The organism is Bradyrhizobium tunisiense (genome assembly GCF_042263385.1).
GTDB classification, from domain to species: Bacteria; Pseudomonadota; Alphaproteobacteria; order Rhizobiales; family Xanthobacteraceae; genus Bradyrhizobium; species Bradyrhizobium tunisiense.
The window spans coordinates 1,400,549-1,413,832 of the sequence record NZ_JBHLEV010000001.1 but is presented as its reverse complement, the minus strand read 5'-3'; the positions used below and the strand labels follow the sequence as shown (position 1 = coordinate 1,413,832).

12 protein-coding genes are annotated in these 13,284 nt (G+C 65.3%); 8 read left to right on the top strand and 4 right to left on the bottom strand.

What is annotated here, in order from left to right; all coding sequences use genetic code 11:
- Positions 1-66 precede the first annotated feature (66 nt).
- Positions 67-813 (bottom strand): uroporphyrinogen-III synthase, encoded by a 747-nt coding sequence (locus tag ACFDR6_RS06625; protein WP_317241814.1) that lies wholly within the window; start codon positions 811-813, stop codon positions 67-69.
- A gap of 152 nt (positions 814-965) precedes the next feature.
- Here ACFDR6_RS06625 and tsaD point away from each other — a divergent pair, with 152 nt between their 5' ends.
- From tsaD to ACFDR6_RS06610, 3 genes are read left to right on the top strand one after another with little or no spacing between them, the layout of a single operon-like run.
- Positions 966-2,039, top strand: coding sequence for a tRNA (adenosine(37)-N6)-threonylcarbamoyltransferase complex transferase subunit TsaD (gene tsaD, locus ACFDR6_RS06620; protein WP_375857796.1), 1,074 nt, complete (start codon positions 966-968; stop codon positions 2,037-2,039).
- Between the two features lie 2 nt (positions 2,040-2,041).
- Entirely contained in the window at positions 2,042-3,022 is a 981-nt protein-coding gene (locus tag ACFDR6_RS06615; RefSeq protein ID WP_375857795.1) for an NAD(P)H-dependent glycerol-3-phosphate dehydrogenase, read from the top strand.
- A 2-nt stretch (positions 3,023-3,024) separates the two neighbouring features.
- A complete protein-coding gene (locus ACFDR6_RS06610) occupies positions 3,025-3,438 on the top strand; it encodes an EVE domain-containing protein (protein WP_375857794.1) in 414 nt (137 codons plus the stop codon).
- Positions 3,439-3,515: 77 nt separating this feature from the next.
- On the opposite strand, the gene ACFDR6_RS06605 is transcribed toward ACFDR6_RS06610, so the two are convergent.
- Complete coding sequence (locus ACFDR6_RS06605; RefSeq protein WP_375857793.1) at positions 3,516-4,610, bottom strand: adenylate/guanylate cyclase domain-containing protein; 1,095 nt, start codon at positions 4,608-4,610, stop codon at positions 3,516-3,518.
- A gap of 102 nt (positions 4,611-4,712) precedes the next feature.
- Here ACFDR6_RS06605 and ACFDR6_RS06600 point away from each other — a divergent pair, with 102 nt between their 5' ends.
- Complete coding sequence (locus tag ACFDR6_RS06600; RefSeq protein WP_317241811.1) at positions 4,713-5,168, top strand: SRPBCC family protein; 456 nt, start codon at positions 4,713-4,715, stop codon at positions 5,166-5,168.
- 7 nt (positions 5,169-5,175) lie between these two features.
- Here the strand turns inward: ACFDR6_RS06600 and ACFDR6_RS06595 are convergent, their stop codons facing one another.
- The gene (locus tag ACFDR6_RS06595) at positions 5,176-6,345 is read right to left on the bottom strand and encodes a DNA topoisomerase IB (protein WP_212082587.1); all 1,170 of its coding nucleotides are present in this window, start codon (positions 6,343-6,345) and stop codon (positions 5,176-5,178) included.
- 400 nt (positions 6,346-6,745) lie between these two features.
- Between ACFDR6_RS06595 and acs the strand changes: the two genes are divergently transcribed.
- Together acs and ACFDR6_RS06585 are read left to right on the top strand one after the other, a co-directional pair.
- Positions 6,746-8,692 carry an acetate--CoA ligase gene (acs, locus tag ACFDR6_RS06590; protein ID WP_375857792.1) on the top strand — a complete coding sequence of 649 codons (1,947 nt, stop codon included), beginning with the start codon at positions 6,746-6,748 and terminating at the stop codon, positions 8,690-8,692.
- Between the two features lie 342 nt (positions 8,693-9,034).
- Positions 9,035-9,550 (top strand): L,D-transpeptidase, encoded by a 516-nt coding sequence (locus tag ACFDR6_RS06585; RefSeq protein WP_375857791.1) that lies wholly within the window; start codon positions 9,035-9,037, stop codon positions 9,548-9,550.
- A gap of 49 nt (positions 9,551-9,599) precedes the next feature.
- Here ACFDR6_RS06585 and ACFDR6_RS06580 read toward each other — a convergent pair whose 3' ends face one another.
- Positions 9,600-10,193: a thermonuclease family protein gene (locus ACFDR6_RS06580; RefSeq protein ID WP_212082594.1), complete on the bottom strand. Its 594-nt coding sequence runs from the start codon at positions 10,191-10,193 to the stop codon at positions 9,600-9,602.
- A gap of 198 nt (positions 10,194-10,391) precedes the next feature.
- On the opposite strand from ACFDR6_RS06580, the gene ACFDR6_RS06575 reads away from it, so the two are divergent.
- A complete protein-coding gene (locus ACFDR6_RS06575) occupies positions 10,392-12,110 on the top strand; it encodes a methyl-accepting chemotaxis protein (RefSeq protein ID WP_375857790.1) in 1,719 nt (572 codons plus the stop codon).
- 152 nt (positions 12,111-12,262) lie between these two features.
- A complete protein-coding gene (locus ACFDR6_RS06570) occupies positions 12,263-13,282 on the top strand; it encodes a sulfotransferase family protein (protein ID WP_375857921.1) in 1,020 nt (339 codons plus the stop codon).
- The last annotated feature ends 2 nt before the right edge of the window (positions 13,283-13,284 follow it).

The window sequence follows — 13,284 nt, the reverse complement described above, 5'->3', positions numbered from 1 at the left end:
CATACCATTAAGTCCTTGGGCACGGGCCCTTAGGGGACCCGATGACGTCGGATTCGGCCCGACCTCTTACGCCAAACGGGTACGCAACGCACGCTCCAAGGTGGCAAATAGGGCATTTTCGTCCGGTGTCGCGGCGACCAGAACCTGCGACGCGCCGGCATCGCGTAGCGCACTGGCAACCGTCTCGGACAGGCAGCATTGCGGTATCGCCAGCGCCGAGATTTCGACGCCTTCGTCCCTCGCCGCATCCAGGAACGCCCGGGCGCTGCGCTGGGAGTAGTGCAGCACCGCCTCGACCCCGTGGGCGGCAAAGCCCTCGCAGACCTCGCGCGGCAGATGCTTGACCGGCGTCATGCGATAGGTCGTCCGCGTGACCACGGAGAAACCCTCCGCACTGAGCTCGCCGCTAAGGTCGCGCGACAAATCCGCGCCCGCGAGATAAAGCAGCGTGCACTTTTTCTTCAGCACCTTGTCGCGCGCAGCCTGCATCACCTTGTCCCGCAAGGACGCGGCATCGCCGCCGGCGACGATCACCTCGGCAAAGCCGGCGCCTCGCGCCGCTGCAGCCGTATGCTCGCCGACCGCAAACAATGGCAGCTCCAAGAGGCCAAGGCCCCGCAATTGTGCTGCGACGGCACGAACCGCGTTGGCCGACGTGACGATGACGGCGGCGTAGGGCGTTTGACTTTCGTCATGGAAGACGACCGGCTCGAATTTGAGCGCAGGCGCAAGAAGCACCGCATGCCCCCGTGCACGCAGGCTTTCCGCGGTCGCCTCGTTGTCGGGATGCGGCCGTGTGACAAGAATGGACATCGCAAGTGTTCCCGAACCAATTGGCGGTGACCCATGACGAGAACGGATTGCTTCGTGACGATTGCGCAATCTGTCCCCGGAATGCTACCGGACGTACCAGAACTCTGCTTTACGGATGAGCGCAAGGGCGCAAATTGGATAACAATTCGCCAATGCTGGTACTGGGCATCGAAACAACCTGCGACGAGACTGCCGCGGCCGTGATCGAGCGCGCGGGCGACGGCAGCGGCAAGATCCTGTCCAACATCGTGCGGTCGCAGGTCGAGGAGCACGCCCGTTTCGGTGGCGTGGTGCCGGAGATTGCCGCTCGCGCCCATGTCGACCTGCTCGACGGCATCGTCGATCGCACCATGCGCGAGGCCGGCATCGGCTTCGCCGAGCTCAATGGCGTCGCGGCCGCCGCGGGGCCGGGCCTGATCGGCGGCGTCATCGTCGGGCTCACCACCGCGAAAGCGATCGCGATGGTGCACGACACACCGCTGGTCGCGGTAAATCATCTGGAGGCGCATGCGCTGACGCCGCGCCTCACCGACGGAATCGCGTTTCCCTATTGCCTGTTTCTCGCTTCCGGCGGTCACACCCAGATCGTCGCGGTCACCGGCGTCGGACAATATATGCGACTCGGCACCACCGTGGACGACGCGATCGGCGAGGCCTTCGACAAGGTCGCGAAGATGCTGGGCCTGCCCTATCCCGGCGGCCCGCAGGTCGAGCGCGCGGCGGCAAGCGGAGATCCCACGCGCTTTGCGTTTCCGCGGCCGATGCAGGGGCGCCCTGATGCCAATTTCTCGCTGTCGGGATTGAAGACCGCGGTGCGCAGCGAAGCGAGCCGGCTCGCCGAGATCACGCCACAGGACATCAGCGATCTCTGCGCGAGCTTTCAGGCCGCCGTGCTTGATTCGACGGCCGATCGGCTGAGCGTCGGCCTCAGGCTTTTCCACGACAGGTTCGGCGCGCCGAGCGCCCTGGTTGCGGCCGGCGGCGTCGCCGCCAATCAGGCCATACGCGGCGCGCTCGACGACGTCGCGAGGCAGGCCGGGACGCAATTGATCATGCCGCCGCCCGCGCTCTGCACCGACAACGGCGCGATGATTGCCTGGGCTGGTGCCGAGCGCCTCGCGCTCGGCATGACCGACACGATGGACGCCCAGCCCCGCGCGAGGTGGCTGCTCGACGCGAACGCAATAGCGCCGGCAGGCTACGGCAAGACGCGGGCGGGATATTAGCGATGTCAGCGTTCCAATCCGTCGCGGTGATCGGCGCGGGCGCCTGGGGCACGGCGCTGGCGACCGTCGCGGCACGGGCGGGGCGCAGCGTGACGCTCTGGGCACGCAATGCCGAACATGCCGCACGGATCGCCTCGACCCGCGACAACCCGCGGCTCCCCGGTGTGCAGATCGCTCCGGAGATCGTGGTCACAAACGATCTGGCGCTCGCCGCGCGCGCGGACATGCTGCTGATCGCAACACCGGCGCAGCATGTCCGCAGCGCGGTCAACATGCTGGCCCCGCATCTGCCAGGGCCTGCACCGATCATTGCCTGCGCCAAGGGTATCGAGCACGGCACCCACAAATTCATGACCGACGTGATCGCCGAAGCCGCACCACACGCCCAACCGGCCATTCTGTCGGGCCCGAGCTTTGCCGACGATGTCGCGCGCAGCCTGCCGACGGCGGTGACGCTGGCGGCTGGCGATGAGACCTTGGCGAGCGCGCTCGTGCAGGCACTGGGCTCGCCGACATTCCGGCCCTATCACTCCACCGACATCAGGGGCGTCGAGATCGGCGGCGCGGCCAAGAACGTGCTGGCGATTGCGGTCGGCATCGCGGTCGGGCGCAAGCTCGGCGCCTCCGCCCAGGCTGCACTGACGACCCGCGGCTTTGCCGAGCTGACGCGCCTCGGCCGCGCCATCGGGGCGCGCAGCGAGACGCTGACGGGCCTGTCCGGCCTCGGTGATCTCATTCTGACCTGCTCGAGCCCGCAATCACGCAACTTTGCCCTTGGCCTCGCACTCGGTCGCGGAGAGCAGCCGCCCGCCGGCAAGCTCGCCGAGGGGGAATTCACCGCGCCGGTCCTGATCCAACTCGCAGCTTCGCAAGATATCGAGATGCCGGTATCAGAAGCCGTCGCCTCGATCCTGAGCGGCCGGAGCACGATCGACGCCGCGATCTCGGGGCTGCTGACGCGCCCCTTCAAGGCAGAGGAATGAACATGGCGTACTGGCTGGTGAAATCCGAACCGTCGGTGTGGTCCTGGGATCAGCAGGTGGCAAAGGGCGCCAAGGGCGAGGCCTGGACCGGCGTGCGCAATTACACCGCGCGCCAGAACCTCGTCGCCATGAAGAAGGGCGACAAGGCGTTCTTCTATCATTCCAACGAGGGCAAGGAGATCGTCGGCATCGCCGAGGTCATCAAGGAGGCCTATCCGGACCCGACCGACAAGACCGAGAAATTCGTCTGCGTCGACATCAAGGCCGACAAGCCCCTGAAAACGCCGGTGACGATGGCCGCGATCAAGGCCGAGAAGAAGCTCGCCAACATGGCGCTGGTGAAATATTCGCGCCTCTCGGTGCAGCCGGTGACGGCGGAAGAGTGGAAGCTCGTCTGCAAGATGGGCGGAATGTAGTTGCAGGTGCGTAGCCCGGATAAGCGAAAGCGACGCCCGGGACCACTGCTACCCGCATATCGCGGCGCTCATGCGGGCTACGATACGTTCGCTTGCGCCTCCGGCAGCGCAAACACCTCGCACGGCGCAGCAATGCCGCGCAGCGTATGCGGGCCGAGCGCGACCAGCGGCATGTCCGTCTCGGCCGCCAGCGCGCCCGACGCCAGCACGGTCCGCCCCAACGGCTTGCACAATCCTTCGAGGCGGCTGGCGAGATTGACGGCGGGCCCGATCGCCGTGAAATCGAGCCGGTTGGCCGCGCCGATATTGCCCCAGAGCATCTCACCAAGATGCAGCGCGGCACCGAACGCCAGCGGCGGCAGGCCCTTGGCGCCGCGCTCTGCGTTGAGATAGGCCATCCCGGCCTCGGCCGCGCCTGCAGCACGCAGAGCGGCCTCGCAGGCGCGGCGCGGTGATGCCTCGACCACCGGAAAGATCGCGAGCACGCCGTCGCCGATGAATTTCAGCACCTCGCCGCCGAAAGCGTGGACGGCGCCCGCGATACGATCGAACCAGGCGTCGAGCGCGGCGATGACCTCGCCAGGCGGTGAGGCTTCCGAGAGGATCGTGAAATTGCGCAAATCCGCATAGAGCAGCGCGGCCTGAATGGTCTCCCCGAGATCGCGCCGCAAGGGTGCCGCCAGCACCCGCTCCGCGCTGCGCTTGCCGAGATAGGCCTCCAGGGTTGCCCGCAACGTGGCGCGCGCGGCAAGCACCGCGAGGGGCGCCGCGGCAAAACGCGCGGCCTGGCGCAATTGCCCGATCTCGTCTGCCGTGAACGGACGCGGCGCGATCCAGCCGAGCAGCGGCCCATCTTGCCGTCCGACGATATCTTCGTGCACTTCCCCGCGCGCGATGTCGCGCAACCAGCGGCGACCGGCATCGTTGGGCGGATCCGGTGCGAGGCCCCCAGGCGCGAAGCCGAGCGCTTCGATCACCTGACCGCTATCGGCGCGCCACAACCAGGTCCGCTTCGCGATCAGCGGATGCGGCACCTCCAGCGTGAGGGCGCCCGCCGCGAGCGGCACGCCGTCCGCGATCAGATGTGCGCCGAGTTCCGCGAGTAGGCGGTCCGCCCCGAGGCAATCCGAGGCGGCATCGACGAGCCAGGCGAGGGTCGGGGACAGCTGCATGGCTCGATCATGGCGAAGGCCGGCCAGGTTTGTCACGGGCAATCCTTGACGGGCCGCTTCGGCCCCGCCATGTGCCAGTATCAGCCCCAGGGATGATCGCCGATGACCGAGCAATTCGTAGTGCGACGCGAGACCCAGATTGCAGCCCCGCGCGCCACCGTCTTCGCCTATTTGACCGATCCCGAGAAAATCCTGAGCTGGATGGGTTCAGACGCGATCACGGAGCCGCATCCCGGCGGGCTCTATGTGCTCAAGGGCGTCGGCCCACGCGACGGCGGCGCCCGCGGCACATTCCGCGAGGTCGTGCCGGTGCATCGTCTCGCCTACACGTTCGGCTGGGAGGCCGGCCAGGAAGTGCCGCCCGGCTCGAGCCTGATCGAGATCGACCTGATCGAACACGATGGCGGCACGCTGCTGCGCATGACCCATAGCGGCCTGCCGAGCGAAGCACAGGCCGCCGCGCACGCGACGGGGTGGGCGCATTATCTGGAGCGGCTGACGATCGCAGCGGCGGGTGGCGATCCCGGCCCGGATCGGGGCATTTCCAACAAAGCGTAGCGCGACGTTACACCGCCGCTGTCGCGACCACCTGCGCCAGCAGTTGCTCGCGCCGCGCCTGCGAACGCTGGCCCTTCATGGTCGCGGCAAAGCGTTCGAGGATGCCGTCCTCGAACGCGGTGACGATGGTGTCGTGGACGTAGCTCTTGCGGCAGATCGCCGGCGTGTTCGAGAGCTTGTCCGCAGCGGCGCGGATCGCGTCCAGCACCTGCTTCTTGCGGCCGCGCTGGCTGGTTGCCGGCGTGATCCGCGACAAGGATTCCACGACGACGGCAGACGCCATCAGCGTACGAAAATCCTTCAGCGAGATCTTGATGCCGGCGATCTCGCGCAGAAACGCGTTCACCTGCGTGGTGCTGACCGCGCGCACGACGCCGTAGGCATCGCGATACTGGAACATGCGCTTGCCGGGGACGCCCTGCAAAATGCCGATGGCGCGCACCAGCTTGGCGGCGTCGCACTCTTTCCGCACGGCCTTGCCGCCCTTCGCCTTGAAGGTCAGCACGAAGCTGTCGTCTTCCAGCGTAACGTTGGACTTCAACAGCGTGGTCGCGCCGCGGGTGCCGTTGAGGCGGGCGTAGGATTCGTTGCCGGGGCGGATGGCGGTGCGCGCGATCAGCTCGATCACGGCCGAGAGCGCAAATTCACGCGTCGGCTCGTCGCCCGAGAGGAACGCCGAGACCTTGCGCCGGATCTTCGGCAGCGCGCCGACGAGCTTTTCCAGGCGATGCGCCTTGCGATGCTCGCGAATCTTTTCCCAATCGGCGTGATAGCGATATTGCAGCCGGCCCGCGGCATCGCGTCCCACCGCCTGGAGATGCAAGCTCGGATCGGCGGAGTAGCGCACCTCGCGATAGGCCGGGGGCACCGCCATGGCATGCAGCCGGCGGATGGTGCGGGCGTCGCGGATGTGTGCGCCGTTCGGACGGACGAAGGAATAGCCCTTGCCGCGCTTGATGCGGCGGATGGTCAGCTCGTTCTGGTCGCCGAGCCGCAGGCCGAGCTCCCTTGCGAGCGCCTCGACCGTCGCCGCGGGCGCCGTGTCGAAGACTTTCTTCGGGCTCGGACGCCTGAACGAGGCCGGTTTCGGCCATTGTCCGAGGGCCTTGGCGAGGGCAATGGCCGCAGGATCGGCTGAAGCGGGCCGCATCGTCCCGAGATTCTGCTGATCCATCATAGTGTTAAGCCTTGACCCTGTCTGTTACCGTTCAATGCCGCTGTTGTAATTTTTGTTCCAAGGGGTCTCTCCGGACCCGGGTTGGCCATTTAGGGTGTTCCGAACCGCATTGCGAGTCCCGAATCGGTGAGAAGCGGTTTCTAAATACCGCCCGCGGCGCATGGGCACCCTGCGCGGCTGATTTTGGCGGTCTGGGTAAATACCGAAAGGCCGGGGCCCTGGCCTGTTTCAGATCTGCGACACTCGTGCCGCAGGCCTTGATCCTCCGCATGGCAGACGGCCCGCCGAAGGTCCAGCTTGTGCTCCTTGTCGGGTCCGGTTAGCCCGACGCATAATCAGTCAATGATCAAGTCGGCTCGCCAGTCGCTAGCGCTCGGCCTGCCGTAGGTGGAGGGAAAGCATGTCCGAGAAGATCTATGACGTCCCCGCGGAGTGGGCGAAGCGCGCCTGGGTCGACCAGGCCAAGTACAAGGAGATGTACGCTCGCTCGATCTCGGACCCCAACGGTTTCTGGGCGGAGCAGGCCAAGCGCATCGACTGGATGAAGACCCCGACGAAAATCGAGAACGTCTCCTTCGCGCCGGGCAACATCTCGATCAAATGGTTCGAGGACGGCGTCCTCAATGTCGCCCATAACTGCATCGACCGGCACCTTCACACGCGCGGCAACCAGACCGCGATCATCTGGGAAGGCGACGATCCCTCGCAATCCAGGCACATCACCTACAAGGAGCTGCACGACGAAGTCTGCCGGATGGCCAACATCCTGCGCACCCGCAACGTCGGGAAGGGCGACCGGGTCACCATCTACCTGCCGATGATTCCGGAAGCGGCCTATGCGATGCTCGCCTGCGCGCGCATCGGCGCCATCCACTCCGTGGTGTTCGCAGGCTTCTCGCCGGACAGCCTCGCCCAGCGCATAAATGACTGCCAATCCAAGGTCATCATCACTGCCGACGAAGGCCTGCGCGGCGGCAAGAAGGTGCCGCTGAAGGCCAATGTCGACGCGGCCCTCACGAAAGCCGACGGCGTCGACTGGGTCGTCGTGGTCAAGCGCACCGGCGGCAAGATCGACATGAACCCGACGCGCGACCTCTGGTATCACGAGGCGGCGGCGATGGTGACGACGGAATGCCCGGTCGAGCACATGCATGCCGAGGATCCGCTGTTCATCCTCTACACCTCGGGCTCGACCGGCCAGCCCAAGGGCGTGCTGCACACCTCCGCAGGTTATCTCGTGTTCGCCTCGATGACGCATCAATACGTCTTCGACTATCACGACGGCGACATCTACTGGTGCACTGCCGACGTCGGTTGGGTCACCGGCCACAGCTACATCCTGTACGGGCCGCTGGCGAACGGCGCGACCACGCTGATGTTCGAAGGCGTGCCGAACTACCCCGACAATTCCAGGTTCTGGAACGTCATCGACAAGCACAAGGTCAACATCTTCTACACCGCGCCGACCGCGATCCGTGCGCTGATGCAGTCGGGCGACGAGCCCGTGAAGAAGACCTCGCGCGCTTCGCTCCGCCTGCTCGGCTCGGTCGGCGAACCCATCAATCCGGAAGCCTGGGAGTGGTATCACCGCGTGGTCGGCGACGACCGCTGCCCGATCGTCGACACCTGGTGGCAGACCGAGACCGGCGGCATCCTGATCACGCCGCTGCCGGGCGCGACCAAGCTGAAACCGGGTTCGGCAACGCAGCCGTTCTTCGGCGTGGTGCCCGAAATCGTCGATGCCGACGGCAAGGTGCTGGAAGGGGAGACCACCGGCAATCTCTGTCTCACGCGGTCATGGCCGGGCCAGATGCGCACGGTCTACGGCGATCACGCCCGCTTCGAGCAGACCTATTTCTCGACCTACAAGGGCAAGTACTTCACCGGCGACGGCTGCCGGCGCGACGCCGACGGCTATTACTGGATCACCGGCCGCGTCGACGACGTCATCAACGTCTCCGGCCACCGCATGGGCACCGCGGAAGTCGAGAGCGCGCTGGTGGCGCATGAAAAAGTCTCGGAGGCCGCAGTGGTCGGCTTCCCGCATGACATCAAAGGGCAGGGCATCTACGCCTATGTCACCCTGATGTCCGGCGTCGAGCCGACCGAAGACCTGCGCAAGGAACTCGTGACCTGGGTGCGCAAGGAGATCGGCCCGATCGCTTCGCCCGACCAGATCCAGTTCGCGCCGGGCCTGCCCAAGACCCGCTCCGGCAAGATCATGCGCCGTATCCTGCGCAAGATCGCCGAGGACGAGCCGGGCAGCCTGGGCGATACCTCGACCCTGGCCGATCCCTCCGTGGTCGATGATCTCGTCAAGAATCGGCAGAACAGGAAGTCAGCGTAAGCATCGCTCTCGTGCCCCGGACGTAGCCCAGCAGCGCAGGAGCGCCGCGGCGCGTCCGGGACACGGGGCTGCCTCCGCGCCAACGCCCCCGAACAGTAGGCGCTCATATCCTCGCGTCCTTGTCAGGCCCACAGCGGCGAGCCCGCAACTTTCCCGCCGAGTGTTGTTTTCAGGTCATTTACTTTATTTCGAACATTTTCTTTGTTCCCCCTGCTGGCTGGCCGTTGGTGGCCGCGCCTGGAAACCATCCGGTTAACAGGCGCGGTTAAGAATAGGTGGGCGAGGCAGCGATTGCCGGTTCTGCGTGATTTTGGGCGATACGTGTTGGGCAAGGGGAAATCGATGTCGATGAAGATTGCGGCGGCGATGGCTGCCACCATCGGGGCGGGGGTCTTGATATCGACGGCGGCAGAGGCGCGGCCGGAGATGGTGGGAGCGCATCTGGCCGACTATTCGCCGGGCACCATCGTGGTCAAAACCAGCGAGCGGCGGCTCTACCTCGTCCTCGATAACGGCCACGCCGTGCGCTATCCGGTCGGCGTCGGCAAGTCCGGCAAGCAGTGGGCCGGCACCACTCGCATCGACGGGAAGTATCGAAATCCGGCCTGGTCGCCGCCGGCAGAGGTGAAGCGCGACAAGCCGAGCATTCCGGATGTCATTCCCGGCGGCTCGCCCCGCAATCCGATGGGCGTCGCGGCGATGACGCTGGCCGGCGGCGAATATGCCATCCACGGCACCAACGTGCCGGGTTCGATCGGCGGCTTCGTCTCCTATGGCTGCATCCGCATGCTCAACGACGACATCACGGATCTCTATGGCCGCGTCTCCGTCGGCACGACAGTGGTCGTGACGCGCTGATCGAGAAGATCGGGAGGATTGCGAAAGCCGCGTCGCTCGACGCGGCTTTTCATTGCCAGAAGCGCCAGCCGCGCGCGCACCAGCCGTCGCGATGGCCGCCATTGTAGCTGCGCACGTAACCGCCCGCGAGCAGCGTGGCCGAGACGCTAGCGGTCCGGCGGGTCGCGACATCGGCGAGAATGCGTCCGTATTTGTCGGGCGCGAGATTGGAAATCGTCACATCGCCTTGGCCGAGCAGATTGCGCAGCGCGCGGGCCGCGGCTTCAGCCTTGTCCAGCTCCTCCTGACACGATGCCTTCAATTCGGGCGCATCGATGCCGCGCAGCCGAACACGCACGACGAGATCGCGGCCGTCGCGCTGACGAACACGCGCAAGGAAGGTGTCGCCGTCGATGGTGCGAACGACATTGACCGGCTCGCGCACATCGGGATGACCCGCCTGCTGCAGGACGATTTCCGCCGCCTGGGATTGGCTGTCGCTCTCATGCGGAACAAGCCAGTCCATCCCATGGCGGAAACCGAGCACGACAGCCATCACGACGCCGACCACGAACATCCACGGCAACAATCCCGAGAAGTGCCGACCGAACGGCGAGCCGCCGAACCGCGGCCGATGAATATTTGGTCGATCCTGGAAACGCATCGCCTCACGCTAGGACTGAGTCGGGGGAACCTACAAGCATGGGCGTGCACGCGCCGCACTGGCCGATGTGCAAGCCTGCAGGAAAGTTCCGCCTCTCGAATACATCAGCCGTAGTACTACTGGAGGCCCGCGAACATTACCCAAATCTCAATCATTGGTTGCGAATACGTGTTACACGTCAGCGCGAAGGAGATGGTGGTGGGGTCATTCAGATTTCGCATTGGAACAAAGCTCGGCATCGTGACGGGCGTCAGCGTTGTGCTGGTCTTCGGCATGCTGACCAATCAGATGCTCGGCAACCGGTCGATTGCCGAATCCAATCGCCTGGTCACCATCAACTATCTCAACAAGGGCAATGCCCAGGCGGCGCAGACGGCGATGGCGCGGGCGCAGCTCGCAGCCCTCGAGATCGGTTCCGCTTCGTCAGCCGCAGAGGTCGACAAGCTGCTCGAAATGCTCCGCACGCGAGCAGGCGAAGCCGGCGCGGAAATCGATGCCGCGACAGACCGGGCGACCCGGAAGGTCACCCAGGACGCCTACCGTGAGACCAAGAAATTTGTCGATGCGTATCTGGCCAGCGGCATTGAACTGGCGGGGGCGCAAAAGGCAGTCATCGGCGCAGCGGCCGGCGGCGCCCGAACGGCGGCCGAGTCGACGAAGGCGACCATTCTCGCAGAGCGTATGCGTCCGGCGGCGCTGGAAGTGAGCAAACGCATCGACGATCTGGTCGGTGTCGCCAACGAATTCGCCGCGCGCCGCAAGGGTGAGATGCTCGCCGAACTGGACCGTGTCGCGAACTTCGCATTGGTGGTCGGCATATTCGTCGTCCTGACGTTGATCGGGTCCGCCGTCTTTTCCGTGTTGAACATCGCCCGACCGATCCGGCGCATCGGCGCCGTGCTTCTCGAGCTCGCCAACGGCAACAAGACGGTCGAGATTCCCTATACGCGCCGTGGCGATGAAGTCGGCGACAACGCTCGCGCGGCCCAGACCTTCAAGGAAAACCTCATCCGTATCGAACGGATGGAAGCCGAGCAGAAAGATCAGGAAGCCGCTGCGGTCGCTCAGCGCAAGGCGGAGATGACCAAGCTCGCCGGCGTGTTCGAAGCCGCGGTCGGCGGCATCATCGACTCGGTGTCGGCGGCCTCCCAGCAGCTCGAGGCTGCCGCCGGGACGCTGTCGGGAACCGCGGAAGAGACTCAGGAGCTCTCCGGCATGGTCGCGGCTGCCTCGGAGGAGGCATCGACCAATGTCGGAGCCGTGGCGTCCGCCGCCGAGGAAATGAGCACGTCGGTCGTCGAGATCGGCCGCCAAGTCCACGATTCCAGCCGCATCGCCGGCGAAGCGGTCAGGCAGGCGGAACGCACCGACGTCCGGATCAACGAACTGCTCAAGGCGGCGGGCCGAATTGGCGATGTCGTCAAATTGATCACTGCGATTGCCGAACAGACCAACCTCCTGGCGCTGAACGCAACGATCGAAGCGGCGCGTGCCGGCGAATCCGGCCGCGGCTTTGCGGTCGTGGCCAGCGAGGTCAAAGCACTCGCGGCGCAAACCGCGCGAGCGACCGAGGAAATCAGCACGCAGATCGCCGGCATGCAATCGGCAACCGAGGACTCCGTCGGAGCGATCAAGGAAATCAGCACGACCATCGCCCGCATTTCTGACATTTCAACGACCATTGCTGCGACGATCGAAGAGCAGGGCGCAGCAACGGCGGAGATTGCACGAAACGTCAGCGAGGCCGCCAAGGGAACCGTCGAAGTCGCGGACAAGATCGCCCAGGTCAGTCATGGCGCCAGCGCCACCGGCGCTGCATCGGGACAGGTATTGGCATCGGCGCGCTCGCTGTCGAGCGAAAGCAGCCTCCTGAAGGCGGAAGTCGAGAAGTTCCTCAACACCGTACGCGCAGCATGAATCTGGAAAGCGGCAACATATCTCCGACGCTCGTCGCATCTGGATAGCGCCTCCGGGATTCCCCGGAATTGTTCGGCACGCTCAACAACTGTAGGTTGGGTTCTATCGCACGCGCAATTGCTCGTGGAACTCCCATGCAGTGGGCCCCCAACATGAACATCGACGCAACCTCAGCCGATTCGCTCGAACGGATGGCCGACCTCGTTCGACAGCAGCATCGTTCCCTCGACACCACGCCGTTGGCGCCGGTCGGCGAATTCCAGACCAGAGCCGTTACCCTGGCGACGTTGATGCGCGAAGTGACGGACTGTCTCGCAGAAGATTTCCTGCGTCGTCCCGCGCACGACTTTCCGATGCTCTATTTCGCATGCGGCAAAGCCAGGGTCGGGTCGACCGCCCTCAGCAATCTGTTCGGCATGACCGGGATGCCTTCGTATTATCAGCCGCTGAAGGCGATCTTGCGCGAGGCGCTCGTTGGCCGTCCGCTGACGCCCTGGATCATCCCCTCGGCGACCGACGAGCCGCACATCTTCAGCAAGGAAACGATCGGGCCCTACGTGCTCGCCGAGAGCTTGTTCAATCCACTGCAGCTCCTGATCGACGCGGGATATCCACGGGACCGATTGCATCTCATCATGCTCGATCGCGAGCCGGCGAGCTCGCTGGCGTCCTGGTTCGACAAGCTGATTTCGCGCGCGCCGGAAGAGACATTGCTGCGGCACTACGTCGTCGCCGCGCTCAGCGCGGCCCGGGTCGCAAGTTGCGCCCGGCGAGAGGGCATTCCCGTCACTCACTACGTCTACGAGGTGAGCAAGGAGGCCGTATCGTCGGTGCGCGTCTTGTTCGATCGCCTCGGCCTTTCCAGCAGCTTTACCGAGAACGCCGTGACGTCGTGGCGGGACCCGGGGGACGCGCAAGCAAGCAACGCGCGCGTCATCTTCCCGAGCGAAGCGACGATCTACAAGGTGCCCAATCTGCACACCTCCGATAGCGCCTATCGCTACCAGCGCCGCGCGACGGCCTCGGTGAGCGAAGCTCAGCTGGAGATTCTGGAGCGCTGCGGGGTCAATGATGCCTATCGAGCCTCGGTCGCGGCTTGCGCTCGCGATCTCGGCCTGAACGCGGCAATTTCGGCGCACCTGTTCGGCGACTGGTTCGCCGAAGCCGCGTGATC

Coding starts and splice junctions, on each gene's coding strand:
- tsaD (WP_375857796.1), top strand. CDS start 966: ATGCTGGTACTGGGCATCGAAACAACCTGCGACGAGACTGCCGCGGCC.
- ACFDR6_RS06595 (WP_212082587.1), bottom strand. CDS start 6,345: ATGATGGATCAGCAGAATCTCGGGACGATGCGGCCCGCTTCAGCCGAT.
- ACFDR6_RS06625 (WP_317241814.1), bottom strand. CDS start 813: ATGTCCATTCTTGTCACACGGCCGCATCCCGACAACGAGGCGACCGCG.
- ACFDR6_RS06605 (WP_375857793.1), bottom strand. CDS start 4,610: ATGCAGCTGTCCCCGACCCTCGCCTGGCTCGTCGATGCCGCCTCGGAT.
- ACFDR6_RS06570 (WP_375857921.1), top strand. CDS start 12,263: ATGAACATCGACGCAACCTCAGCCGATTCGCTCGAACGGATGGCCGAC.
- ACFDR6_RS06580 (WP_212082594.1), bottom strand. CDS start 10,193: ATGCGTTTCCAGGATCGACCAAATATTCATCGGCCGCGGTTCGGCGGC.
- ACFDR6_RS06615 (WP_375857795.1), top strand. CDS start 2,042: ATGTCAGCGTTCCAATCCGTCGCGGTGATCGGCGCGGGCGCCTGGGGC.
- ACFDR6_RS06600 (WP_317241811.1), top strand. CDS start 4,713: ATGACCGAGCAATTCGTAGTGCGACGCGAGACCCAGATTGCAGCCCCG.
- ACFDR6_RS06610 (WP_375857794.1), top strand. CDS start 3,025: ATGGCGTACTGGCTGGTGAAATCCGAACCGTCGGTGTGGTCCTGGGAT.
- ACFDR6_RS06585 (WP_375857791.1), top strand. CDS start 9,035: ATGTCGATGAAGATTGCGGCGGCGATGGCTGCCACCATCGGGGCGGGG.
- acs (WP_375857792.1), top strand. CDS start 6,746: ATGTCCGAGAAGATCTATGACGTCCCCGCGGAGTGGGCGAAGCGCGCC.